Here is a 26,161-nt window from a genome sequence, read left to right on the forward strand (position 1 = left end):
TGCTTTCCCTATGACTTAGGAACTTGCTTATAGATTATGATACATGCATCCTCCAATTTTTTTGACAACCTTCTATTATACCACATAAGTTTTATAAGTTTATCAATTCATTTGCAAACCACTATAATTCACTCCTCTGTAAGGAGGCTTTCTGGGCATTCCATCCTTGTGATGACCATCCGAGAGCTTCCTCTTTTGGTTTGCCAAAAATTTTGTATCTTATGGCAAAGTATCGGTCAGGTTTTCCATTATGTTTTCGATCTGGATGTTCTCGATAACGTACTCCTGGAAATTGCGTTTTTGTCCATTTATATCCCATAAGCCCTCCTCCTCAATATTCTAAAACCATCTTTTCTAAACTACATTTTTTTTAGTCTACCAGATCAAGTGGTCTCGTCAAGAAAAATTTGTCCCACTCCTGTCCCACCTTTTTGAGGTTGCTTAGGGCACTACAGGGAAAAGTCGATTTCTTAATTAATTGTTATTATAGTATAAATTGATTTCATGGAGGTGCTGGGAGTGCTTAGTCAACTGACTACGAATCAAGGGGTCGCGTGTTCGAATCGCGCCGGGCGCGCCACAAACGATAAGGGTTTTCGGCTTTTTGGTTGAAAGCCTTTTTTTTTCTAGCATTTTCCGAAGTTTTTTTACAGTGATTCCTTAAAAACTATTTCCTCCAACCTTTTAGGCCCATGGTCAAAATAGAATCGTCCATCTGTTTGTCTTTTAAGCCGCCTTCGGCTTTACGCCAACGAATATTAGGAACAATCTGATTACGTTAACTATAACTATGAAGCTGCTTCGATGCTCTGAATTGCTGGGGAAAGCAGGAAATTGTTGACACTTTTTATCTGCTTTGATAATTTTTACGTCTTATAAAAATTATCAAACGTTTTAAAATCAGGACAAAATGAGGATTTTATGGTTCAAGATTATGATGATGATATTATTGAGTTGACCGAAGTGTTCACCGAAGAATCATCCCCCAAAGATCAGGATTTAATTGAACTGACCCAGGAACCCCCTGATTCGGAAGCGTTGCTTTCCGAAGATATTTCTTTAGCCCGAAAAGACGGTGAGGATATTATGCCGTCACTGGACCGAGGCGAATTAGAAGCTGTCCTTGAAAAAGTTATAGAGAAAAAGTTTTCCGGAATTATTGAAAAAATTCTTTTTGAAGTAATGGAAAAGGTGATCAAGCGTGAAATAGAAGATATTAAAGCAGGACTTAAAAAAGATCTTGATGATATCGGTTAGGCCCATGGGCCTTAGACCTCATTAAACGATTGACTTAATTTTTAAAAATATTTATTAAGGCTTGGGATCAGATTAAAAACTCTCTAAATATGACTTATGATTTTAAGTTGTATTTAAGGTGCGTTACTGGGTGCATATTCGAAATATGTTCCTAATGGCGCAATGCGCAAGACGGCTTAAAAGCCAAGTCATATTATGGATGGTTTTATTTTGATTGATAGGCTGACGTGCCGGGGATTGATTCAATCCCCTTTTTTCATTAAACAGCCTTGGACTGCCGTGACTTTTTTACACGCATGGTGGTTTACGACAAAACATGACACAATTCCCTGATAATAAGGGGATGTCATATTAAAAGGGTTTGAGGAGTTGAATTATGTGTTCGGATTCCCTGGACAAAGGATATTCGCCAAAAGAAATTGAAGAGAAATGGTATTCATTCTGGCTTGAAAACGGTTTTTTCAAAGCTGAAGACAAAAGTGACAGAATCCCTTTTTCAATTGTGATTCCACCACCCAACGTCACTGGCGTGCTCCATATGGGTCATGCACTGAACAACGTGATCCAGGATATCATGTGCAGATACAGAAGGCTTTTGGGACAGAATGTTCTATGGATGCCGGGAACTGATCACGCTGGAATCGCCACCCAGAATGTGGTTGAACGCAAACTGGCCGCTGAAGGCAAAAACCGTGATCAGGTCGGACGGGAAGCCTTTATTGAAGAAGTATGGAAATGGCGGGAAAAATCAGGTGGGGCTATCATCAACCAGCTCAAGCGTCTTGGTGCATCCTGTGACTGGGACCGGGAACGCTTTACCATGGACGAAGGACTCTCCGAAGCCGTGCGCAAGGTATTTGTCCGTCTATACAAAGAGGGTCTAATCTATGAAGACCAGTATATCATTAACTGGTGTCCCAGATGCAAAACCGCACTCGCAGATCTTGAGGTCGAATATGAAGAAAAGGACGGTTACCTTTATTATATCCGATACCCGTTCAAAGGCAACCGGAAAACAGGGCTGACCGTTGCCACCACCCGGCCTGAAACCCTGTTTGGGGATATGGCCGTGGCTGTTAACCCCGAAGACGAACGGTTTAAAGACCTTGGGGAAACAGAAGTTCAATTACCCTTGACAGACCGGGTAATTCCCATTATCCGAGATGACTATGTGGACACCCAGTTTGGTACAGGTGCCCTGAAAGTCACGCCGGCGCATGATCCCAATGATTTTCATCTGGGTGAAAAACACGACTTGAAAAAATTAAAGGTCATTGATGATGAAGGTGTAATGCTTGAAGGGGCAGGGCGTTTTGCAGGCCTTGACCGGTTTGAATGCCGCAAAAAAGCGGTTGAAGCGCTTGAAGAGCTGGGATTGCTTGAGAAAAAAGAACCCTTAAAGCACAGCGTGGGCAATTGCTACCGCTGCCACACCGATGTTGAGCCTTCTATTTCCAAACAATGGTTTGTCAAGGTAGAACCGTTGGCTGCAAAGGCAGCCCAGGCCGTACGGGACGGTAGAACCCGGATTATTCCTGACAACTGGTCAAAAACCTATTTTGAATGGATGGACAATATCAGGGACTGGTGCATATCCCGTCAAATCTGGTGGGGGCATCGCATCCCTGTATGGAAATGTCCGGAATGCAAGGAAGTTATTGTTGAAGAGACTGATCCTGATGCCTGCCCCAAGTGTGGATCAAAAAATATTGTCCAGGAAACCGATGTGCTTGATACCTGGTTCTCTTCGGCGCTCTGGCCCTTTTCCACCATGGGCTGGCCTGAAAATACGGATCTTTTGAAGACCTTTTATCCCACCAATGTCCTGGTTACAGGGTTTGATATTCTGTTTTTCTGGGTTGCCAGAATGATGATGATGGGTATTCATTTTATGGACGATGAAATTCCGTTCAAAGATGTGTATATCCATGCCCTGGTCCGGGATGAACACGGCAAAAAAATGTCCAAGTCCAAGGGCAATGTGATTGATCCGCTCAAGGTGATCGATGAATACGGCGCAGATGCGTTCAGGTTTACGCTGGCTGCTTTTGCTGCCCAGGGCCGGGATGTTAAGATGTCCGAATCAAGGGTGGAAGGGTACAGAAATTTTGTTAACAAGCTGTGGAATGCCGCCCGGTTCACCTTGATGCACATTACGGAAAAAGACGCATTGACGGATAATCTTGATCTGACCCTGACGGACCGTTGGATTTTGTCCAGGTGTGCTGAAACCGCTTTGGCCGTGAAACAAGGCATTGAGGAATACCGGTTCAATGAAGCTGCTTCCGCGGTTTATCAGTTTGTATGGCATGAATTCTGCGACTGGTATCTTGAAGCTGCCAAACCCGCCCTGTATGAGAAATTAGGGGCTGACCAGCGCGACACTGCCCGTGGTGTTCTGGCAAAAGTGCTTGAAGATATTATTATCATGCTGCATCCCTTTATGCCCTTTGTTACCGAAGAAATTTATAATATTCTTCCGGGCACAAGCGGCTCTGTCATGAAGGCAGCGTTTCCCTATAATGATAATGATTTCAAAAAGTTCAAAAATTCAGCCTGTGAAAAAGAGATGGAATTCATGTTCTCTTTGATTTCCGGTATCCGCAATATCAGATCCGAAATGAACATCCAGCCCTCCACCCGGGTTAAAGTCCTGGCCACCACGGCAGATAATGCAGAAAAACTGCTGATTGCCGAAAATAAATCCGTCATTATTAATCTTGCAACACTTGAGAACCTCTCTTTTTGTAATCCAGACAATCCGCCTGAATCCTCAGCCACCACAGTTTCAGGTGCCACCACCTGTTATGTCTGCCTTGACGGTGTAATTGATTTTGACAAAGAAATCAGTCGTCTTGAAAAGGAGCTGGAGAAAAACACCAAAGAGTTGAATGGTATCCAGAAACGGTTGAACAATGACAGTTTCCTTGAGAAAGCCCCGGAAGATGTTATTGATAAGGTCCGGACACAGCATGAAGAACTTAAAGAAAAGCAGGATAAAATTACGGTGAACCTGGATCGGGTTAAGAATCTGAAACAAGATTAAACTTATATTATGAATACGACAGAACAGATCATCCGGCTGGCGCTTTTTGAAGATACCTGTCTTGGGGATGTGACCACGGAAAGTATTTTTCTTCATCCCCAGAAAAAAACCGCCGGCATTGTTGCAAAACAAGAGTTTATCCTGGCAGGAACGGATGTAGCCAAAAAGGTGTTCCATGCTGTAGATTCGTCAACGGTATGTAAGCTTCATTTTAATGATTCGGACACCATTCAAAAAGATGATGTGATCTTTACCATCATCGGCGATATCCGCTCGCTTTTAACCGCCGAACGTGTGGCGTTAAATTTTTTGCAGCGGCTTTCCGGTATTGCAACCCTGACACGAAAATTTGTCAATACACTGGATAATCCCAAAGTCAGGCTGGTAGATACAAGAAAAACAACACCCGGCTGGCGAAAAATTGAAAAAGATGCGGTCAGGGCCGGGGGGGGCTTTAATCACAGATTTGCCCTTTATGACGGTGTTCTGATCAAGGACAATCATATCACGGCCGCCGGTTCCATTGCCGCGGCCGTATCCCTTGTCCGGGACAGGGCATCCCATCTGATGAAGGTGGAAGTGGAGGTCTCGGATATGTCCCAGGTGCAGCAGGCCCTTGATGCCCAGGCGGATGTGATCATGCTGGATAACATGGATATTGATGAAATGGCCAAAGCCGTGACGTTGATCGGAAAGCGGGCCGTGGTGGAAGCATCGGGTAATGTCTGTTTGCAGACATTAAACGCCATTGCCGGCACCGGCGTGGATATAATTTCCTGCGGCGCGCTCACCCATCATGCGGTATCCGTTGATTTAAGCATGCGCATTACCCCGGATTAAGGTGCTACGGTTAAGCGGTTGCGACCGTTTTCCTTGGAAAGGTACAATGCCTTATCTGCACGTTTGATAAATGAGGTAAAGTCTTCTCCTTGCACAATTTGTGCCGCTCCAAGGCTTACAGTTACAGATGTCTGCACACCGTTTTCCGGTGTGAATACTGCTTTTTGGACATTTTCCCTGATACGATTCCCCACCAGGCAAGCTTCTCTCAACTCTGTCTCCGGTAAAAGAACGGCAAATTCCTCACCACCATAGCGGTAGGCGGAATCCATGCGGCGCAGGCAGGAGGAGATGATCATGCCTATGCGCATCAGCACTTTATCTCCTTCCAGATGCCCCCAGGTATCATTGTATTTCTTAAAAAAATCGAGATCTAGGATAAGAAGGGATAAATTTCGGGAATAGCGCTGAAAACGTTCGACTTCCTGCTTGATTTGATGAAAAAACTGCCGGGAATTGAACAGGTTTGTTAACCCGTCGGTTATGGCCAACTGTTTCATCTCCTCTAGGAGCTTATCCCTTTCCTTTTTAAATGCAGCTTCTCTGAGCATGCGTTTGATTCTTAAGTCCAGCTCTTCAAAGCGAAAGGGCTTGAAAATGAAATCACTGGCCCCGGCATTGATGGCCTCTTCGTAGGAGTACTCAGCAGAATAACCGGTCATAACCATGACATCAATAGCGTACTGCTCCCTGATCAATCGGGTGAGTTCAAGTCCGTCCATCCCCTGCATCATGATATCCGTTAAAACAATATCGGGCTGAAACGTTTTTAGCATGTTAACGGCCTGGAATGCATTTTCAGCACTTTTGACATCATAGGTCATTAGTGCTAAAAATTCTTCCACTGATTCCTTAATTGCTATATCATCATCAACAATGAGGATGGCATGCGCCATTGGCTTCTCCGATAAAAATCCGATGCAATAGAACGTCTTGAACAAGCGGCTTTTCTTGACAGTGTAAAATACAATTGGTAAATGTATAGCCCTAATTATGATAGATATGCCTTTTTTGTCAACGCTTAGTTTGGAGTCTCATTGAAATATCATCAACATAATATTAGAAACTTTTCTATTATTGCGCATATTGACCACGGCAAATCCACTTTGTCAGACCGATTAATACAACTATCCGGAATTATAGAGGATCGAGATATGAAAGAGCAGATCCTGGATTCCATGGATATTGAGCGGGAAAGGGGCATCACCATAAAATCCCAGACGGTTTCCCTTCCCTATACGGATCCGGACGGTAGACATTTTTTGTTGAACCTCATTGATACACCGGGGCATGTGGATTTTTCCTATGAAGTGTCAAGGGCCCTTGCTTCCTGTGAAGGGGCTTTGATACTGGCTGACGCATCCCAGGGGGTGGAGGCCCAGACCTTGGCCAACCTGTACCTGGCCATGGAACATGAACTTGAGATCCTTCCAATCATCAATAAAATTGACCTGCCTTCGGCTGAGATCGAATGGGTCAAAAGTCAGATTGATGAAGACTTAGGCCTTGACAGTGACCAGGCGCTTCTTGTGTCCGCAAAGACGGGAACCGGTGTTGATAAAATTTTTCAGGCTATTGTTGATAGAATACCCGGACCCACCGTTGAAGATACAGGCGCATTCAAGGCCCTGGTCTTTGATTCCCACTATGATCCCTTCCGGGGTGTTATCATTCATTTCAGAATTTTTGAGGGAAGTATCAAAAAAGGGGACCGGATACAGTTCATGTCCAATGATGCGACCTACAAGGTTGAAGAGCTGGGACTGTTCCAGATTAAACGTAATCCTATGCCCAGTCTTGAGGCCGGTCAGGTCGGGTATTTTATTGCAGGGATAAAGCTTATATCCGATGTTAAAATCGGTGATACCGTGACCATGCCGGATAAAAGATGTGATAAAGCATTAGGTGGTTTCAGGGAACCTACGCCCGTGGTGTTTTCTTCCGTGTATCCGGTGGCTTCCGACGATTATGTGGAACTGACCGAGGCGTTGGAAAAACTCAAATTGAATGATGCGGCCCTGATTTATGAAAAGGATTCATCTGCCGCACTGGGGTTCGGGTATCGCTGTGGCTTTCTGGGACTGTTACACCTTGAAGTGGTTCAGGAACGCCTTGAACGGGAATATGATATTTCATTGATCTTAACCTCACCTTCGGTTCAGTATGAAGTCACCTATGTGTCAGGCGAAGTTAAGATTATTGATAATCCGACGGAATATCCTGATCCCACAGAAATAAAATGTGTCAGAGAACCCATTATCAAAGCGTCCATCATTGTACCGGATAAGTATATGGGCAATGTCATGCAGGTTTGCCATGAATTTCGCGGCGTCAGCACCAATTATCAGTATTTGACCTCAAACCGCATGGAAATGAAATTTATCCTGCCTCTGGCCGAGGTGGTTTATGAATTTTATGACCGCCTTAAAAGTGTGACCCAGGGCTATGGTTCCTTTGATTATGAAATTGCAGGCTACCAGGAGACAAATCTTGTAAAATTGGATTTTCTGATCAATGCGGAACGGGTTGACGCGCTTTCCATGCTGATTCACCGGGACAAGGCAGAGATCAAAGCAAGAGCAGCCTGCAAAAAATTGCGTGAAGAAATTCCAAGACAGCAGTTTAAAATACCCATCCAGGGCGCCATTGGCGGCAAGATTATTGCGAGAGAAACCATTTCTGCCTATCGCAAAGATGTTACCGCCAAATGTTATGGCGGCGATATCTCAAGAAAGCGTAAACTTTTGGAAAAACAGCGAAAAGGCAAAAAAAGAATGAAAATGGTGGGGTCTGTGGAGATCCCTCAGTCTGCTTTCCTGTCAGTATTAAAAACTGATTAACGGCCATCGGTCGCCTTGAAAGTCCGTCAGCCTGCCCACAACACGCCATGAAGAAAGTTTTTATCAGATCCACCTGAATATTTTAGGGAAATTTACCTTCGGTATGGGAAGAAGTTGAGGTATTACAAAGGATTACCGAAAACAATAAATGTCTGCAGATAGCCCATTTGCTTAATCAACTGGTTGAATTGAGTGTTAATTTTTTGAATATAGATAGCTACCAACAAAAAAGGCATCCAGCACTTATGGAAATGCATGATGTCTTTCTTAATATGTGGCGTCATTGATTCCGATGAATTATCATTAATTGAAGATAACATCATCAGCTACTACGGTGCGGGTGCGACACTCTGAGTTGCTGACAAGCAGTTGGAAAGCTTTTCACTTGATGATCTGCTGGAAAACGGATCACAACCCGGCTTGTCATTGATACCAATTACACAACGGACAAGAAAAGAATTCCTCTCTGGATGTTCGGACTGCTGGATCTTTTTAAATAGTCGATAGTGTCATCCGTTCCTGACCCACCGGTAAATGCCACGGGAAACCCGTTCCAGTTTGCCCTGATTCACCAGGCGGAACAGGGTATTTCTGACCTTCTGGGGATCCATGTCTGATTTTTCAATGACTTCGGCCACTGATGTGGGGGTTTTTGTCCGGCGTTTGAACAGGGTTTCAATGCCGGCGGCATCCGTGATTTTCCTTGATGATTTTCCGGACACGTTCTTAGGAGGCGGCCCGGTTGCAGCAGTGGTTTCCGGGGTGGTCTTTTTTTTCCGTCCAGGTTTCCGGGCCGGCTGTTTCAATGCCGGTGGCAATTTTTTCCCGCCGGACGAATCAAGCTGGTCTTCATCACCCAGATCAATGCCGAACAATTGGGATAAGCCGTCATCATCTTCAATGATCCGGGAAGATTTCTTTTTAGAGCGACTCAGCAGCTCTTTTTTACTTTCCCTGACGGTTTCAGAGATGAGGTCGTTCACATCTGCTTTTCTCAGGACAAAAAATAACGAGGGGTTCTGGTCCAGCCTGGCGCCTACCCCGTACAGCACCGCCGCCACATGCTTGCACATGACGGCCCAGTCCGGGCAGGAACAGTCCAGATGGATCTCTTTGGGTGATGGGAACAGGCCTTTGCCTTTCTCGGTGAACACCGTTTCAAGGTCTTTGGGGAATTTTCCGGTCATTAGCTTTTTAAGACTGTCCATGTTGCCTTTACACCGGGTTTTAATTTTTTCCCAATGGGTTTTGGGAATGGGATCAATCTCGATGGTGACCTTGTAGGGGCGTGAACCGCTGCCCGACACCAGACCCGTGACTTTTCCCGGATGAATCTTAAGATCCAGCACAGCCATGTGCCGGACGTAACTTCGTCCTCTGCCGATGCGGTTGGCGTAATCCGCGTACTGTTCAAGATTTTGGTTCCACGCTTTACCCCACCAGGTTTTGGCAAGGCTTTTGCCTTCAATGATAATGGGCTGAATATTCGGGTCTTTTTTTCTCAGGGCCTTGAGCTTTTTTTCCGCCTTTGCCCGTTTCGCTGCCACACTTACATATTTTGGATATCCGTATCCAGACATATAGTTACTTTCCCGTCAGGAATCTTAGTCCGGCAAGGAGAGCCGGAACAGATCCATGAGTTTTTTGTCATCCATTTCCGTCACCAGGGCCTCACCGGACGGGGCCACCACCTGGTCCGCCAGGTCCTGCTTTTCACTGATCATTGTATCAATTTTTTCCTCAATGGTGCCCCGGGTCACAAATTTGTGAACCAGAACCTTCCTGGTCTGGCCGATGCGGAAGGCCCTGTCCGTGGCCTGGTTCTCCACAGCCGGGTTCCACCACCGGTCAAAATGGACCACATGATTGGCCCGGGTCAGATTCAACCCCACGCCGCCCGCCTTAAGGGACAATACCATAAACGGGCAATAGATTTCATCCTGAAATGTCTGGATCAGTTTTTTTCTTTTGGCCACGGAAACACTGCCGTGCAGCACGATGCCGGGATGGTTGAAAATAGTTTCAAGAAATCTCTGTAAAGGCCCTGTCATTTCCTTGAACTGGGTGAAGACCAGGACCCGCTCCCTTTTTTCATAAATGGTTTCGCATATTCGGCCCAACTGCTGGAATTTGCCGCTGTGGACGGCTTTGAAATCCCCGGACCCCGTGAGCTGGTCCGGGTGGTTGCACAATTGCTTGAACCGCATGAGTGACGACAGGACCAGCCCTTTTCGCTGTATCCCTTCTGTGTTTTCTATGTTGTCCGCCAGATCTTTAACCGCTTTTTTATACAGCAGGATCTGTTTGGGACTCAAGTCTGAAAAGACTTTCATTTCCACCTTGTCCGGCAGATCCGAGATCACGGATTTGTCGGTTTTCAGGCGGCGCAAGATATAAGGAGAAACCAGCTGCCGGAGCCCGGCATAGCCTTTGGGATTATCTTTGAGGCCCTTGGCAAAATTTGAAAATTCTTTTTTATTGCCCAGGAGTCCGGGATTTAAAAAATCAAATAAAGACCACAGATCCGACAGACGGTTTTCCACCGGGGTTCCTGTCATGGCGATCCGGTGAGTACAGGGCAGTGCCTTTACGGCCCGGGTCTGCTGGGTGCCGGGATTTTTAATGGCCTGGGCTTCGTCCAGGATCAGGCAATGCCACTGATATTTTTCCAGCCACGGGTATTTCTTGACCAGGGTGTAGCTGGTGATGACCAGGTCCAGCCGGTCCAGTTGGGATTTGGGCAGTTTGAGATCTTTGGCCTTTGCCTTTTTCCTGCCCTCCCCAGAGGCGCTTGACCCGTTAAACCCCGGGTGGGCCACATAGGTTTTCAGTGCAGGGAAAAAGGTATTGATTTCACTTTCCCAGTTGGAGATCAGGGATGCCGGCACCACCAGGAGACTGGCCGGGGGCTTGTTCTTTTTGGGAAAGGTGGAAAGCAGGGCAAGGATCTGTATGGTCTTGCCAAGCCCCATATCGTCGGCCAGGCAGGCCCCAAGCCGGTGGGTATTTAAAAAATTCAGCCAGTTCAGCCCCGTTGACTGGTACGTTCTTAATTCTGCTTTAAAGCCCGGGGCCGGCAGAACGGGTTCCACCTTTTCCGGTGCCTGCATTTTTTTCAGGACAGAGGCAAGCCAGGCGCCGTTGGAGACGCTGACCTCGACACCGGGATCAATGCCGTCCAGTAACCTGTCCGGGTTCAGCCGGGCCCGCATTGCATCGCCCAGGGTCATGTCATGGCCGGCCAGGTCTTCAATGCGGTGACAGGTGTCCAGGGCTTTTTTTAATTTTTCAGGGTCCACGGCGACCCATTTGTTTTTAATAAAGGCAAGGCCCCGGCTTTCTTCCAGGATTGTTTTGATCTCCTCCGGGGTAAATTCCAGATCTCCGATGGCGATGCCCGGTTTGAAATCCAGGATAGCATCCAATCCGGTCAGGGAGGGTTTCTGGTCCCCCAGGGAAATATTCACCCGGGTTTGGGCGGCACTTTGTTTCCACCAGTCCGGAATCCGGCAGATCACTCCAGAGGCCTCATAATCGGGAATTTCCTTTAAAAACTGAAACGCGTCATCCTCATCCCAGGCCAGGGGATGGAACAACTCTCCGGATTCAATGAGATCCGCCACCAGCGCGCTGCTTTCCCCGGCCTTATGCACCGTGGACAACAGGGTGAGAAGGGCATTATCGTCGTGGGTCTTAATGGCATGTTTCAGGGGCAGATGCTTGGGTTTACCGTTGGCCCCTATCCCGGTGGAATAGGTGGCCATGAAGGCAAAGGGCTGGGCCTGGTTTTTATTTTCAACCAAATGAAAAAAAACCCTGCCAGCCGGATGGAGATCCGGATTTTGCGTGCGCAGATACTCACTGACGCGCCCCTCAAAGGCGGTGATTTCGCCGGCAAAAGATGCATTGAATCCCTGCCAGAGCCCCTGGAGCATCTCCCGGGTGACATATTCGGCACCGGCCATCATGGGGCGAGCCGACATGAATTCGGCAATGGTGCCAAAAGGGCTCGCCACCACGGCGCCATGCCGGAGGGTTTCAAGTTCCGGCATTTTTAAAAGTGTCTCAACAAAGCACCGGGAAAAGCGGATAAAATAATCCAGGGACGGAGAAAGTTGCGTCGGGATCTCCTTGAACCCCGCATGATACAGCCATGATTTTGCCCGGGAGGAAAAATCATCATAAATCTCTTTCCACACCCTGGATTGTTCCGGCGGGATTTTACGTTGTGTATCTTCCCACTCAAGGCTCAGTGTCTGATCCGGCATCACCGATACTGCCAGCACCTGTTTGTTGTTCTTGTCCGTCAATATTACCACAACCTCATTATTTATTATTATGATCCAGCGCCAGTTTATACTGAAAACTGTCCGCCAGAGCCTGCCAGGATGCCTCAATGATATCTGCGGAAACACCAACGGTTGAAAAGATATTGTCCGTATCCCGTGACTCGATCAACACCCTGACCCTTGAATCGGTCCCGTCGGATCCGTCAATGACGCGGACCTTGAAATCCACCAGATGGAGATCCTTGACACCCGGATACATGGTCGTCAATGCTTTTCTCAGGGCATTATCAAGGGCGGATACCGGACCGTCGCCTTCGGCTGAGGTGATTTCGGTTTCGTCCCCAACCCGGATTTTGATCATGGCATGGGAATAACAGGGGCGTTCCTTGTCCTTTTCAACCACCACCCTGAATGATTCCAGATCAAAATGGGACTGGTACTGTTCGGTGAGTTTTTCCATGAGCAGCTTCAGGGACCCTTCTGCCGTATCAAACTCATATCCGTAATTTTCCATCTCCTTGATGTTGTTAACAATCAGCGATTTTTTGGTGTCGTCATTGCCCAGATCAACCCCAAGCTCCCTGGCCTTATACGCAATATTGCTTTTGCCGGACTGTTCGGATACCAGAACCCGGCGGCGGTTGCCCACAAGTTCCGGCGCCATGTGTTCATAGGCTCTGGGATTTTTCATGATGGCCGACACATGAACCCCGCCTTTATGCGTAAACGCAGAGTGGCCCACAAACGGTCTGGCGGCGATGGGCTGCATATTGGCTGTCTCAGATACAAATCTGGATAAATTTTGTAACTTGGCCAGGTTCTCTTCACTGATACACGCCCTGTGCATCTTGAGGGCCAGGATGGGGATAATCGCTGTGAGGTCCGCATTTCCGCAGCGTTCGCCATATCCGTTTATTGTCCCCTGCACCATGGTCGCACCGGCATGCACCGCATTGATGGTGTTGGCCACAGCCATGGCACAGTCATTGTGCGTATGCACGCCGAAAATGACATCATCATAATCCTTGAAATGGGCAATAGTTGCCCGGGTGATGGTGTCAATATCACAGGGCAGAGAGCCGCCGTTGGTATCACAAAGCACCAGGCATCGGCTCCCCCCTTTCACAGCCGCTTCCAGGGTTTCCAAAGCAAAATCGGCATTGGCTTTATATCCGTCGTAATAATGTTCAGCATCATACAGCACTTCACGGCCCCGGGCCTTGAGGTAGGATATACTTTCGGTAATCATGGCCAGGTTTTCTTCCCGGGTATTATTCATAATGTCCATTACATGCAGATCCCAGGATTTGCCGAAAATCGTAACCACAGGCGCACCTGAATCAATCAGGGCTTTGATGTTGCCGTCTTGCTCGCATGTCGAATTTTGCCTTCTTGTGGATCCGAATGCGCAGATTCTGGCCTGTTTGAACTGTTTGTCCCGGACCAGATCAAAAAACGCCTGGGCCCCCGGATTGGAGCCGGGCCAGCCCCCTTCAATGTAGTGAATCCCGGCATCATCCAGCCGCGTGGCGATTTTAAGCTTATCCTCAGGGGAAAAAAAAATATTCTCGCCCTGCATGCCGTCACGTAAGGTTGTGTCGTAAAGCAAGGCTTTTTTCTTTGCGTTTACTGTAGTCATTTTCCGGTCTCCCTGCCCAGGGCAATGGTGCCGGTGGAGGCAATTTCAATAATACCCATGGGCTTCATCAGCTCAACAAAGGCATTGAGTTTGCCCGAATCCCCCGACACTTCCACAATAAAGTGTGAACTGCCGACATCAACGATCCTGGATCTGAAAATATCAACGATACGCATAATTTCAGCCCGTTTGTCGGTTTTGGCATGGACCTTGACCAGGGCCAGCTCACGTTCCACATATGCTTTTTGGGTTAAATCATTCACTGTGATGACGTTGATCAGCTTATGCAACTGCTTTTTGATCTGCTCAATGACGTGTGCGTCGCAGAAGGTGACCATGGTGACCACGGAGACGTGGGGATCGGCTGTTTTGGCCACACTTAAGGAATCAATGTTAAACCCGCGGCCGGAGAACAGCCCTGAAATCCGGGACAGCACCCCCGGCTCATTGTCCACAAGAATTGATAAAATATATCTGTTGGTTTCCATATCAATTATCCTTTTTAAACCAGAAGCATGTCAGTAATGGCCCCGCCGGCCGGAACCATGGGATAGACCGATTCTTCACGTTCTACAATAAATTCCATGATCACCGTACCCGGCGTATTCAAGCCCGTTTCAAGGGTCTCGGTCACCTTGGCCGGATCATCGCACCTGAACCCCTTTGCCCCGTAAGCGTCGGCAAGTTTTACAAAATCGGGCTGGGCCTCCATATTGGTGTCGGCATAAACTTTATCGTAGAAAAGTTCCTGCCACTGGCGCACCATGCCCAGATACCGGTTGTTTAAAATAACGATTTTTACATCCAGTCGTTCAGCAACAGCTGTCATCAATTCCTGGGAGTTCATCTGGATCGACCCGTCGCCGGCCACACAGACAACGGTTTTGTCCGGTGCTGCGGCCTTGGCACCTATGGCTGCGGGAAGGCCAAACCCCATCACACCAAGACCACCGGATGTTATAAAATGATTGGGGGCTTCAAAATGATAATACTGGGCCGTCCACATCTGGTTTTGTCCCACTTCTGTGGTAACAATGGCCTTGCCTTGGGTGATGTCATGCAGTTTTTTAACGACATATTGCGGTTTGATGGTGTCAAAGGACTGTTCGTATTTTAAGGGGGTCAGCTGCTTCCACTCGTTGATGCGGTTCAACCATGCATCCCGGTCTGTCATAAGATTTTCGCGCGCTTCTTTTTCCATAAGCGCGGCAATATCCGCCAGAGCCATTTTACAGTCCCCTACAATGGGGCAGTCAACTTCAACGTTTTTGTGGATGGATGTGGGGTCAATATCGATCTGGATAACTTTGGCGTCCGGGGCAAATTTTTCAAGGTTGCCGGTTACCCGGTCATCAAACCGGACCCCGGCTGCAAAAATCAGGTCGCTGTGGCCAATGCTCATGTTGGCCCGGTAGGTGCCGTGCATGCCCAGCATGCCCAGCCAATTCGGATCAGACCCGGGAAAGGCCCCAAGCCCCATCAGGGATGCGGTTACAGGAATATTGGTCAATTTGGCAATCCGGGTAAATTCTTTGCTTGCCCCGGATAAAATAACGCCGCCGCCGGCAAACATTACAGGGCGACGGGCCGCTTTGATCAGTTTTACAGCCCTTGTCATCTGCTTCTTATTCGGCTTGTAATTGGGTTTGTAGGTGTGCATTTTCACGGGTCCCGGCATCTGAAAATCAATCATGGCCTGGACAATATCCTTGGGCAAATCCACCAGCACCGGACCGGGCCGGCCGGACCCGGCAATGAAAAAGGCTTCCTGGATAATTTCCGCAAGCTTGCTTGGGTCCTTGACCAGGTAGTTGTGTTTGGTGCAGGGACGGGTGATGCCGACAATGTCTACTTCCTGGAACGCATCGTTACCGATAAGACCTGTGGGTACCTGGCCTGTAAAAACCACGATGGGTATGGAATCGCAATGGGCGGATGCAAGTCCTGTTACGGCATTGGTTGCACCGGGCCCCGAGGTGACAAGTGCCACGCCCGTGGTTTGGCGCACCCGTGCATAGGCATCGGCCATGTGAACGGCCCCCTGCTCGTGGCGTACCAGAACGTGGCGCAGGTCATCGTGTTTAAGGATTTCATCATGGATATCAATGGTGGCACCACCGGGATATCCGAAAATAGTGTTAACACCCTGTGCCTTTATCATCTTAATGAGGATTTGGGCCCCTGTCAGTTTCATTATCCGCTCCTTTATTATTTAAATACGGCACCATTGCCGGCAGATGTAACCATCCTGGCATAACGGGCCATATAGCCTTTTTTGATTTTGGGCTCGGGTTTTTTCCAGTCTGCTTTCCGCTGGGCCAGTTCATCTTCGGGCACCAGCAGTTCAATGGTTTTGTTTGGAATATCAATGCGGATTTGATCACCTTCCTGGACAAGGGCAATCAGCCCCCCCTGGGCAGCTTCCGGAGATATATGGCCGATGCTGGCGCCTTTGGTGCCACCGGAAAACCGGCCGTCCGTGATCAGGGCACACCGGTCATCAAGCCCCATGCCTGCAATGGCGGATGTGGGGGTAAGCATTTCGCGCATGCCCGGCCCTCCGGCAGGTCCTTCGTACCGGATTACGACAACATCACCCGGATTGATCTGCCGCGCCATAATTGCGGCGCTTGCATCTTCTTCGCAATCAAAGACCCTTGCAGGCCCCTGGTGGGTCATCATTTCCGGCAGAACCGCAGACTGCTTAACCACGCAGCCTTCGGGTGCAAGGTTGCCGAACAATACGGCTAGCCCGCCTTCTTTATGGTAGGGATCATTCACCGGCCGGATGACATCCGGGTATTTTACCTGGATTTTTTCAAGGTTGTCTTTAATGGATTTGCCTGTGACCGTTACAAGACTTGTATCGATCATGTTGTTGTCACTCAGTTCCTTCATCACGGCCTGGATACCGCCGGCGACGTCAAGATCTTCGATATGGTCCTTTCCGCCGGGGCTCAGGGAGCATAAATGGGGGGTTTTTTTGCTGACTTCATTAATCAACGCCAGGGGGATATCCACACCGGCTTCGGCAGCCACGGCTTTAAGATGAAGCACCGTGTTGGTGGAACAGCCCAGTGCCATATCCACGGCCAGGGCATTCATAAACGCCTGTCGGGTCATGATTTTGTCCGGGGTAATATCGTGTACCACCAGATTCATGATCTGCATACCGGCCTGCTTGGCCAGGCGCAGCCGGCTGGACATGGGCGCTGGAATAGTGCCGTTGCCGGGCAGTCCCATGCCGATGGCTTCGGTGAGGCAGTTCATGGAATTGGCTGTGAACATGCCGGCACAGGAGCCGCAGGTGGGGCAGCCGGCATTTTCCATTTCCAACAGTTCTTCTTCGGTCATTTTGCCGCTTTGTACTGCCCCCACGGCTTCGAATATGGTGACCAGATCAATTTTCTTTGACCGGTCATGGGGGTGACGTCCGGCCAGCATGGGGCCGCCGCTGACAAAAATGGACGGAATATTGAGCCGTGCCGCGGCCATGAGCATGCCGGGAACAATTTTATCGCAATTGGGCACCATGACAATACCGTCAAAGGGATGGGCCGTGGCCGTCACTTCAATGCTGTCGGCAATCAGTTCCCTTGATGCCAATGAATAGTGCATGCCGATATGATTCATGGCAACACCGTCACATACGCCGATGGTGGAAAATTCCATGGGGGTGCCGCCGGCCATGGAGATACCGGCCTTGACGGCTTTGACAATGGCGTCTAAATGCATGTGTCCCGGAATCAGTTCATTGGCGGAATTGGCAATCCCGATCAAGGGGCGGTTAAGCTCTATATCGGTGTATCCCAGGGCTTTCAGCAGGCCCCGGTGGGGAGCCCTTGCCACGCCCTGTGTTGCAATGCGGCTTCTTTTCATTTTTTAACAAGTCTCCTAAAAAACAAAAAAGCCGTTACCGCCCCCCTTCGGGGCTGGTAACGGCTTTTTCTCATTAATCTTATTTAAGCCACTAATCGCCCCTTCGCCAGGAGGTGACAATAATCACCTCCACGATAATAAGGACCACTAGGCTGTTAATAATATTTGTCTTTATCATAATATTTTACTCTTAATTAAAAATATTAATTATATATAAAGAACTTTAATGTCAAGAGAAAATAAGATCTTTATCAAATTAAATTCCCATGGCTTAGAGCCTGTGTCTGTTCAAAAATAAGGATTTGACATTCAAACAGGCAGACAGTTATATTATTTTTACATTTAAATCTTAATTGATAGAACGCTACATGAACACTGATAAAAACCCATCAATCCGGCTGTCATTTATTTTGACGGCAATTGTATTCTGCCTGACAGGAATTGGGCTGTATGCAAAGACCCTTGCCCTGATTGCACCATCAATTGCGACGATCTGCCTGATATGGGCCGCATATCATTTTTTTAATGCGCGATCCGTAATCCGGGGGCGCAGTATTTTACTGATTTTTACAGCCTATATCACCTGGTTTGCCTGTCTTACCGGCGGTATTTTTAGTCCTGGTCTTTTTTTTTTAATTATTGTCTTGACCGGCACTGTTCTATTTACTGATCTGCCCGGTTTCTTGTTTATTTTCGGTCTTTGTTCAGCATTAGTGGCCTTTTTTTATTTTGGTCCTTCCTGGGGACCGGGGGCATTGAATCTCAATAAATTTCGCCTAGTGTTTTTTATTATTCTGTTTTCCGGTATTGGGACCGTCTTGTTTTTAGTGCTTAAAAGAGAGCAGGCACTTATCGCGGAACGGCAGGCTGCTGTTAAATTTTCCGAAACCGTTCAGGAAGATGCCAAAAACGCCATTGAGGTTAAGGATAGATTTTTAGCCAACATGAGCCATGAAATAAGAAATCCCATGAACGGGGTTTTAGGTATGCTTCACGTTCTTCTTGACTCCAAGCTTGATGCCGAGCAAAGACGCTACGCAGACATTGCCTATAACAGTGCCCGGGCTCTTTTAACCATTGTTAATGATATTCTGGATCTGTCCAAAATTGAGGCAGAAAAAGTTGAACTTGATATCCGGCCCTTTGATCTTGAAATCGCCATCAAGGACATTATCTCTTTACCCGAACTTCAGGCCAGGCAAAAAGGCCTTGAGTTTATCTATAATATAGACACGGATGTACCAAGACTGCTCAAAGGCGATATCGGCAGAATACGCCAGGTCATTTTAAATTTTACAAATAATGCCGTTAAATTCACTGAGACCGGGTCTGTGACCCTGAATGTCACACTCAAAGAGGACACAGAAGAACACGCGCTGATTTATTTCAGTGTAGATGATACAGGTATCGGTATGAACGAGGAGGTATGTAAAGGGCTTTTTTCCCCCTTTGTCCAGGCCGATGCATCCATAACAAAGAAATATGGCGGTACCGGCCTGGGTTTATTCATATCAAAACTGTTCATTGAATTAATGGGCGGCCAGGTGGGGGTGGACAGCATCGAAATGATAGGTTCCACGTTCTGGTTTGAAGTCCCCTTTGAAAAACAGCTGCCCGAAGAGATTGCCCAGGACCTGTCTGCCGTTCCCGTAGACGAAATCCGGGTGGTTGCCGTATCTGACAAGCCGGAACCCAGTACACGACTGACTAAAATACTTGACCGGAGCGGGGTTGATTATGAGACTTGTGAACACGATCGCGTTATTGAACTTGTTACCGTTGCAAACACAAGTTCAACGCCCTTTCATGTGGTTGTTATGGAGGTTAATGAATCCGATCAATATGCAAGGGCCATCGGCCGAAAAATCAGCCAACATCCGGATTTGAATAGCCTTGTATGCATTCTCGTTACTGCTGTGGGTAAGCAGGGCGATGCAAAGGAATTTGAGGGTCTGGGCTTCTCAGCCTTTTTGAGTTTTCCTTTGGACAGAACTATTCTCCAGGATGCCATTCACACAGTGCTTTCACCGGTTTATCAAAAAAGCGGCCAAGCCATTATTACCCGGTATGCCCTTGCAGAACGCCGGAAAAGGGCCTTTAAAATTTTAATCGTTGATGACATTGAAGCCAATGTTTTGACGGCAAAAGCCATTATAAGTAAACATGGATATCAGACCGATGCGGCATCCAACGGCATCCAAGCGGTTGAAAAGGTAAAGAGAAATAAATACGATTTGATCTTCATGGATTGCCGGATGCCGGAAATGGACGGATATGAAGCCTGCCGTCAGATCCGGGCATATGAAGCCTTGGAAAAGCATCGCACAACCCCCATCATTGCCATGACCGGAAACGCCTTTGAAAGGGACCGGCAGACATGTAAAGAGGCCGGTATGGATGATTTTATTTCAAAGCCGGTTAATCCCCAGGCGTTAATTGAACTTATTAATGCATATAAGTCGGAAACCTTGGCTTCAGAGGCATTTGAATCCCCGGATTTTGATATGCCTGAGCGTGAAATTCATGATCTTGAAACGCAAGAACAGGTCTGCGCAGCTTTGGAAGAAAACGATGCGCCTGTGCCTGTATTTGATAAAACCGGATTTCTTGAACGCTTTGGCAATGACGAGGAATTGGCCGGGGAAATCCTTGACTCATTTCTTCAGGAAGTGGAGGGGCTTGTTGAAAACCTTGTATCCGCTGTTAAAAAAGAGCCCTTTGATCCTGAATATACCAAGGACTGTGCCCATGCGTTAAAGGGCGCGGCCGCCAATGTAAATGCAGAACAGTTAAGACGTGCTGCCCTTGACATAGAAACCCGGACTGGTAATGATATGCAGTTGGATACATTGGTCGACCCCGACATGCTTAAGGCATGTTTGAATCGTTTTAACAGGAAAGCCCGTTTATGATTGATATTAAAACCATGACCATACTGATTGTGGATGACATGAAAAGTATGCGCCTGACCCTGCGCAAAATGTTGCGTAATCTTGAGATCGGCAAAGAGCTCTTGTTTGCGGATAATGGGAAATCAGGCTTGAATGTGATGAAAAATTATTCCTGCGATTTACTCATTGTTGACTGGAGTATGCCGGGAATGAACGGCAGTCGGATGCTGGCCAACGTGCGTCGTGACAAGGATATGAGAGACATTCCTGTTATTATGGTTACGGCCGAAAACGAACGCGATATTGTGGCTGATGTTGCAGAATACGAAGTGGAGGGATACCTTCTTAAACCACTGACCCTGGCTGCCCTGGATTCAAAGATAAAAAGTGTTGTTGAGGCTGTCAACCACCCGGAAAAGGCAAAGCTTCATCTGCTTGAAGCAAGGGCGTGTGAAGAGGCCGGCAATATTCAAGGCGCCATAGATGAAACGAAAAGCGCTTTACGTCTTAAACCCAATGCATCACGGATTTTAAGAAAACTGGGGCTTTTATATCTTCAGACCCAAAACGCGGAAATGGGTGAAAAATGTCTTCAAAAGGCCGTTGCTGTAAACCGCCAGGATACAATTTCACGAAACCATCTGGCCAAGCTCTATATTAACAGACGCGCCTTTAAACAGGCCGCCCGGGTTTACATGGAGATTCTCTCTTTCAGCACCAGGTATTTTGATTCAGCTGTTCAACTTGGTGAAATGCTTCTGATTAACGAGTTTAGAAATGAGGCAAGAACGCTTTTTTTGCGTATCCTGTCCAAAAGCCGGTTCAACAGGATACTCCGGGAAAGAATCATCGATATCTGTCTGGACAACCAGGAATATGAATTTGTGGCCGAGATCGTTACTGATGCGATCAAAGAGAATCCTTCCAATCTGGATCTTTTATATAAAGCCGGCACTGTTTACCTTGAAACCGGTGATCAGGAAAAAGCAATGGAATGCTTTGTCAAGGTTGATAACAAAAGACGTGGAGATATCAACACCAAATTTCAGATTGCCCGGATTCATATCAAAAATAAACGCATTATCCTGGCCGACGACTATTTGAACCGCATTTTGAGAATTGATCCATCAAATAAAGAGGCCCTGGAAATGCGCCGGCAAATATAGTGCCCATCCGGAAATTCTTATTTCCGGACAGACACTAGCCTAAATTTCAACGCCCACGTGATTGATGGTAGCAGCCATGTAACCTGCCCCGAATCCATTATCAATATTGACCACAGCAATATTTGAACTGCAGGAGTTAAGCATGCCCAGAAGGGCAGTCATCCCGTTAAAGCTGGTACCGTAACCAATGCTTGTGGGAACTGCAATTACAGGCGATTTGACAAGGCCGCCCACCACTGAGGGCAGGGCGCCTTCCATGCCTGCGGCAACAATAATGACGGATGCTTGTTCAATCTCTGCCTGGTGGGCGAATAGTCTATGGATGCCTGCAACCCCGACATCAAAAAGTGTTTTTACCTGATTCCCCATGGCCTTTGCCGTTAAACAGGCTTCCATTGCCACTGGAATATCCGACGTCCCTGCACTGATAATGAGGATCGTACCCCGGCCGGTAATGGCAGGGGGCTTTTTTTCTATTTTTAATAGATGGGCGTTATCAAAATATTGTGCATCGGGAAACCGTGAAAGAACCTCGCCGGCCTTTTGCTGATCAATACGGGTTACCAGCACGATATCCTCTGATTTTTCCAGTTTTTCAAGAATGGCAATAATTTGTGCCGATGTTTTGCCCTGTCCGAAAATGACCTCTGGAAATCCTTTGCGAAGGGCTCTGTGATGATCTACATGGGCGCAACCGATATCTTCAAACGAGAGATGTTTTAATTGATCCGCCGCCTGTCCAACGGGCAGTGCGCCGTCGGCCACCATGGAGAGAATTTTTGTTAATGCATCAATGTTCATTAGCGTTTAAGCGTTTTGCCTTTTCAACCAGGCAAATCCTTTCTTTTCTTTATTTGTTTCTTCCGAATCAGGTGCCTCTTCCGGGGCTGAAGGCGCTTCTTCAGGGGGCGATGCCTGCCGGGAAAGTATGGTCTTGTCCTTTCCCCACTTGTAATGGCCGAATTTATAATATCCCTGAACATTATTGAACCGGGCATCAATGCTTTTGGGAATGGGGATCACATTGCCTTCAACAGATGGTATCAGAAATTCGGCCAAAGGGATAGACCCACCCCCGGATACGATAATGGAATCAATATCCCAGTCATTTTTCCACAACCGGTTCAAATCAGACGCAATGGTCGCGGCGGCATGTGTATACACCCGTTTTTTAAGATTATTCACATTGTACGTCTTTCCCCGAATTTTAATCACGCCTGATTCAATGAATTTAAAAATTTTGTAAGGTTCAATATGGATGCCACTTTCCTGGTACAGCTTATCCGAGATCATGGAAAAGCATTTGGACACCCCGGTGTCCATGGTTGACGAGCCCCTTTCAATGTACTGAAGATGGTCAAAAATGGAAAAATCCGTTGTTTTAAAACCAATATCCACCACCCCGAGTTTAGAGGCTGCAAGATTTTTGTCGCATATTTTTCCGTTATCATCAAACATCAGGTTGAATATGGAACCAATGGGCTGGGGTATGACATGTACCTTGTCAATTGAAATTTTTCTATGTTCATCCGGTGCGTCCTGGTGATGATAGCTGATTTCGTGTTCACCCTGGAGAATCTGTTTAAGCCGTTTGGTATCCCGTTTTAAGTATGCCACAGGCAGGCCGGTCACCACATTGACCGGGCCATAGGCCTGAGAACATGTGCCTGCCGCCGCAAGGGCCAATATTTTGATGAATTCTTCCACCATTTTTTCCTGGTCCAGGGTATATTCGGTCAGGGTAGACTGACGTTCGGCATAGGATCCTAAAAAATAGGTTTTATTGTCCAGGGTGATATGCAGGTTGGCCGTTGCAGCGGTATCGCCCATGGATGACATAAACTGGATATCAGCCGCATCGCCGATCAGGGATTTGAAGATTACCGAATTTTGTCCGTTATATGCTTTTGTAAAACCAAACCCCACATCTATGCCGATAATTTCCATGTTCTGACCTCCTGATCTCATCTGCTTAGATCGTTGTGAACTATTTTGAAATTTTTCATGACAACGCTACCACTGTCGGAATATTCAGTCAAGGAACCGGAATGTTATTTTATCTTGACCTATATATGCCCCCGGATTTATGCTTACCACTTTATGGTTCAGGTTTTTTATACAAGTTCACTTGAAAATAAGGTTGCTGATGGATATACCCCAGATAGTCAGTCCGGACGGTTATATTGATACCATTGCTCTTTGTACGCCCGGAAACGCACAGGATGCGCAGATGGATGTTCGATTTTTGTTCCCCAAAGTGTCGGATTATATTTTATCCTCTTTAAAAGAAGGCAAACCATGGTTTTTTTCCGGCAGAAGCGGTAATGCCCAAATGGGCCTGCTTACGGACACCCATATGCCCGGTGAAACCCCGCCGACGCCGGAAATTGACGGATCAAAGATTCTGCTCGCCGGTATAATCCGGAATCTGAACCCCCTTTTGACTAATGCACTGGATTCTTTTGAGAGCGGGGATGAGATCGGCCGGCTCGTGGTCATGGATCCGGAACTGCGCATCCGGGATGTCCGTCATTACCTTCATAAACGGCTTTTTGTGGGTAACCGGGTAGGCAAAGGCTATTATGAAGGGTTTGATATCTGTCAGGAAACCGATGCGTTAACCGGAAAAAATTGCGATTATATTGAGGTGGCGCTCTCGCCTTTCCAATATTGTTTTGAACCCGCAGCCATGATCCGGTCCAGTATTGGCGCAGTAATTAAAAAGGGGCGGAGCGCCTTGAATGCCATCCGGTCCAGGGTGCCCATGGAGCCAAATCATACCCTTCTCAATCCGGGTGAACTTTTTGTGGGGGCCATCAAGATCTCTTTAGGTGACATTTACGGGATCATTGATGCCGTGGTCAGCCCGGAAAAAGATGAAATCTTGCATCTGCCTGCCAGGGTGCTGGATCCTTTCCGTACCTTCAGAAACCGGCAGGTGGAATTATATCATCTCGGGAAAACCCCGGTTTCCTTGAGTGATATCCGTATTCGCATCCGTTTTTTCAGAAGCCACAACCCCTTGACCGTTCCCCTGGAAAAGGCCAGGGTAAAGGAAGGGTACCGGCTGTGCGATCTGCTCACCCATGCCGAAGTATCCAATCTGTTTCATATTCTGGATGAAAATGCCATGGGCCTGATCCTGAACAAGGGTAATTTCATCCAGGTGCCCCGGGCCCAGGATACCAAAGGGGAGGCTCAGCTGGAGATCATTAAAAACTGTCTGGCAAAAAGTACCCAGCGCCGCCATGAACCCTCCATCCCACATACAATAGGCGACAGGTTCAAGGAAACCCTTGTCAAGCTGTCCGTTCTGGGCGGGGTTAATTCCCGGGTGTTCATCGGGCGACGCTTTCCGGAGCGGGAAGTGGTGGATGCGCTGCGAAGAACCGGGTTATGCACGTTTCTTATAAATGCGGAAAATCCGTGTTTCGATGACGACGATATACGGCACATGATCGCTTTGACCCATGCCGGTCAGGCCAGATGTGAGTTTATGCGATATGATCCCGTGATCGGCAAGCTGTACTCATTTTACCATGGGTGCTTCATGGAGCCTGATGACTGGGAGCGTTTTGACCGGGTACGGTTCTGGTTTGCCTTTTACGGATCACATACAAAGGCTGTGGATAACCGTCTGACCATTGACTTGATCAATCGTCTGGCCCTGAGTTTAGGTGATGAAATGGGCATTGTCCACGGTGGCGGCCCCGGCATAATGAAAGAAGCCAATGATCTGGCCCGCCGGCATAATATCATGAGCGTGGGCATTGCCATTGAGTTGGAAGGGGAAAACCAGGCTTCTTTAACCACATGTGACGGATTGATTAAATATAATGAAGGCCAGCGCCTGTCCCGTCAGGACCATCTGCAAAAACTGAGCAACCTGCCTGTTATCAATACCGGTGGGTACGGCAGTGCCGAAGAGTTGAGCATTACCATCACATCCATGAAAATTCATGAAAATCCTCTGGCACCCATTATCCTTTTGGACCGGGATAATTTATGGGAAAATGCCAGAAAGCAGACCCAGAAAATTGCAGATAAACAATACGGCCCCGCGTTCACCCCCCGTCTTGTGAAATCGTGTAAAAATGCAGCCCAGGCAGAAACCCATTTGATTGAATTTTTATCAGATCCGAATCTCTGGTATAAAAAGAATAAAATACCAGCCCGGAATGTGGAAAAGGCAAGAAGCAAGGCGGCAAGAATCCGGCGCTCTTTTTTGTATATTGATAATATGGAGGTGTTTAATTCCCCCAGTCCGCGTCTTTCATCAATACCGGGGCATTCAAACGCGATGATCGAATAAAA

General features: G+C 47.5%; 16 protein-coding genes. 7 read left to right on the forward strand and 9 right to left on the reverse strand.

Annotation, left to right across the window (positions count from 1 at the left end):
* The first annotated feature begins 921 nt into the window (after window positions 1-921).
* The 3 genes from HXW94_RS08785 to nadC all read left to right on the forward strand — a co-directional run bounded on the left by HXW94_RS08785 (window position 922) and on the right by nadC (window position 5,143).
* Complete coding sequence (locus tag HXW94_RS08785; RefSeq protein WP_178366523.1) at window positions 922-1,257, forward strand: hypothetical protein; 336 nt, start codon at window positions 922-924, stop codon at window positions 1,255-1,257.
* A gap of 376 nt (window positions 1,258-1,633) precedes the next feature.
* Window positions 1,634-4,303 carry a valine--tRNA ligase gene (locus HXW94_RS08790; RefSeq protein ID WP_178366524.1) on the forward strand — a complete coding sequence of 890 codons (2,670 nt, stop codon included), beginning with the start codon at window positions 1,634-1,636 and terminating at the stop codon, window positions 4,301-4,303.
* A 9-nt stretch (window positions 4,304-4,312) separates the two neighbouring features.
* Window positions 4,313-5,143, forward strand: a complete 831-nt coding sequence (nadC, locus tag HXW94_RS08795; RefSeq protein WP_178366525.1) for a carboxylating nicotinate-nucleotide diphosphorylase — start codon at window positions 4,313-4,315, stop codon at window positions 5,141-5,143.
* Here nadC and HXW94_RS08800 read toward each other — a convergent pair.
* The gene (locus tag HXW94_RS08800) at window positions 5,140-6,039 is read right to left on the reverse strand and encodes a GGDEF domain-containing response regulator (RefSeq protein WP_178366526.1); all 900 of its coding nucleotides are present in this window, start codon (window positions 6,037-6,039) and stop codon (window positions 5,140-5,142) included. The genes nadC and HXW94_RS08800 overlap by 4 nt on opposite strands.
* Window positions 6,040-6,180: 141 nt before the next feature.
* On the opposite strand from HXW94_RS08800, the gene lepA reads away from it, so the two are divergent.
* Window positions 6,181-7,983: a translation elongation factor 4 gene (gene lepA, locus HXW94_RS08805; RefSeq protein ID WP_178366527.1), complete on the forward strand. Its 1,803-nt coding sequence runs from the start codon at window positions 6,181-6,183 to the stop codon at window positions 7,981-7,983.
* Between the two features lie 509 nt (window positions 7,984-8,492).
* On the opposite strand, the gene HXW94_RS08810 is transcribed toward lepA, so the two are convergent.
* From HXW94_RS08810 to ilvD, 6 genes are read right to left on the reverse strand one after another with little or no spacing between them, the layout of a single operon-like run.
* The gene (locus tag HXW94_RS08810; protein WP_178366528.1) at window positions 8,493-9,563 is read right to left on the reverse strand and encodes an SWIM zinc finger family protein; all 1,071 of its coding nucleotides are present in this window, start codon (window positions 9,561-9,563) and stop codon (window positions 8,493-8,495) included.
* A gap of 24 nt (window positions 9,564-9,587) precedes the next feature.
* Window positions 9,588-12,293 (reverse strand): DEAD/DEAH box helicase, encoded by a 2,706-nt coding sequence (locus tag HXW94_RS08815; RefSeq protein WP_178366529.1) that lies wholly within the window; start codon window positions 12,291-12,293, stop codon window positions 9,588-9,590.
* A gap of 16 nt (window positions 12,294-12,309) precedes the next feature.
* Window positions 12,310-13,911 (reverse strand): citramalate synthase, encoded by a 1,602-nt coding sequence (gene cimA, locus HXW94_RS08820; protein ID WP_178366530.1) that lies wholly within the window; start codon window positions 13,909-13,911, stop codon window positions 12,310-12,312.
* Entirely contained in the window at window positions 13,908-14,399 is a 492-nt protein-coding gene (gene ilvN, locus HXW94_RS08825; RefSeq protein ID WP_178366531.1) for an acetolactate synthase small subunit, read from the reverse strand. Before ilvN ends, cimA begins: the two co-directional genes overlap by 4 nt.
* Window positions 14,400-14,413: 14 nt before the next feature.
* Complete coding sequence (gene ilvB / locus HXW94_RS08830; protein WP_178366532.1) at window positions 14,414-16,105, reverse strand: biosynthetic-type acetolactate synthase large subunit; 1,692 nt, start codon at window positions 16,103-16,105, stop codon at window positions 14,414-14,416.
* 14 nt (window positions 16,106-16,119) lie between these two features.
* Complete coding sequence (ilvD, locus tag HXW94_RS08835) at window positions 16,120-17,790, reverse strand: dihydroxy-acid dehydratase (RefSeq protein WP_178366533.1); 1,671 nt, start codon at window positions 17,788-17,790, stop codon at window positions 16,120-16,122.
* Window positions 17,791-18,158: 368 nt separating this feature from the next.
* On the opposite strand from ilvD, the gene HXW94_RS08840 reads away from it, so the two are divergent.
* Together HXW94_RS08840 and HXW94_RS08845 are read left to right on the forward strand one after the other, a co-directional pair.
* On the forward strand, window positions 18,159-20,702 hold the full coding sequence (locus HXW94_RS08840; RefSeq protein WP_178366534.1) for a response regulator: 2,544 nt from the start codon (window positions 18,159-18,161) through the stop codon (window positions 20,700-20,702).
* Window positions 20,699-21,847: a response regulator gene (locus HXW94_RS08845; protein ID WP_178366535.1), complete on the forward strand. Its 1,149-nt coding sequence runs from the start codon at window positions 20,699-20,701 to the stop codon at window positions 21,845-21,847. The genes HXW94_RS08840 and HXW94_RS08845 overlap by 4 nt, the downstream gene beginning before the upstream one ends.
* A gap of 39 nt (window positions 21,848-21,886) precedes the next feature.
* On the opposite strand, the gene larB is transcribed toward HXW94_RS08845, so the two are convergent.
* Together larB and HXW94_RS08855 are read right to left on the reverse strand one after the other, a co-directional pair.
* On the reverse strand, window positions 21,887-22,648 hold the full coding sequence (gene larB / locus HXW94_RS08850) for a nickel pincer cofactor biosynthesis protein LarB (RefSeq protein WP_178366536.1): 762 nt from the start codon (window positions 22,646-22,648) through the stop codon (window positions 21,887-21,889).
* Between the two features lie 6 nt (window positions 22,649-22,654).
* Entirely contained in the window at window positions 22,655-23,794 is a 1,140-nt protein-coding gene (locus HXW94_RS08855; protein WP_178366537.1) for a ParM/StbA family protein, read from the reverse strand.
* A 199-nt stretch (window positions 23,795-23,993) separates the two neighbouring features.
* Here HXW94_RS08855 and HXW94_RS08860 point away from each other — a divergent pair, with 199 nt between their 5' ends.
* Complete coding sequence (locus HXW94_RS08860; RefSeq protein ID WP_178366538.1) at window positions 23,994-26,159, forward strand: LOG family protein; 2,166 nt, start codon at window positions 23,994-23,996, stop codon at window positions 26,157-26,159.
* Window positions 26,160-26,161 lie beyond the last annotated feature (2 nt).

Origin of the sequence: Desulfobacter latus (assembly GCF_013389365.1) — a bacterium.
GTDB lineage: Bacteria > Desulfobacterota > Desulfobacteria > Desulfobacterales > Desulfobacteraceae > Desulfobacter > Desulfobacter latus.

Coding starts and splice junctions, on each gene's coding strand:
- HXW94_RS08785 (WP_178366523.1), top strand. CDS start 922: ATGGTTCAAGATTATGATGATGATATTATTGAGTTGACCGAAGTGTTC.
- HXW94_RS08790 (WP_178366524.1), top strand. CDS start 1,634: ATGTGTTCGGATTCCCTGGACAAAGGATATTCGCCAAAAGAAATTGAA.
- nadC (WP_178366525.1), top strand. CDS start 4,313: ATGAATACGACAGAACAGATCATCCGGCTGGCGCTTTTTGAAGATACC.
- HXW94_RS08800 (WP_178366526.1), bottom strand. CDS start 6,039: ATGGCGCATGCCATCCTCATTGTTGATGATGATATAGCAATTAAGGAA.
- HXW94_RS08810 (WP_178366528.1), bottom strand. CDS start 9,563: ATGTCTGGATACGGATATCCAAAATATGTAAGTGTGGCAGCGAAACGG.
- cimA (WP_178366530.1), bottom strand. CDS start 13,911: ATGACTACAGTAAACGCAAAGAAAAAAGCCTTGCTTTACGACACAACC.
- ilvN (WP_178366531.1), bottom strand. CDS start 14,399: ATGGAAACCAACAGATATATTTTATCAATTCTTGTGGACAATGAGCCG.
- ilvB (WP_178366532.1), bottom strand. CDS start 16,105: ATGAAACTGACAGGGGCCCAAATCCTCATTAAGATGATAAAGGCACAG.
- ilvD (WP_178366533.1), bottom strand. CDS start 17,790: ATGAAAAGAAGCCGCATTGCAACACAGGGCGTGGCAAGGGCTCCCCAC.
- HXW94_RS08840 (WP_178366534.1), top strand. CDS start 18,159: ATGAACACTGATAAAAACCCATCAATCCGGCTGTCATTTATTTTGACG.
- HXW94_RS08845 (WP_178366535.1), top strand. CDS start 20,699: ATGATTGATATTAAAACCATGACCATACTGATTGTGGATGACATGAAA.
- larB (WP_178366536.1), bottom strand. CDS start 22,648: ATGAACATTGATGCATTAACAAAAATTCTCTCCATGGTGGCCGACGGC.
- HXW94_RS08855 (WP_178366537.1), bottom strand. CDS start 23,794: ATGGAAATTATCGGCATAGATGTGGGGTTTGGTTTTACAAAAGCATAT.
- HXW94_RS08860 (WP_178366538.1), top strand. CDS start 23,994: ATGGATATACCCCAGATAGTCAGTCCGGACGGTTATATTGATACCATT.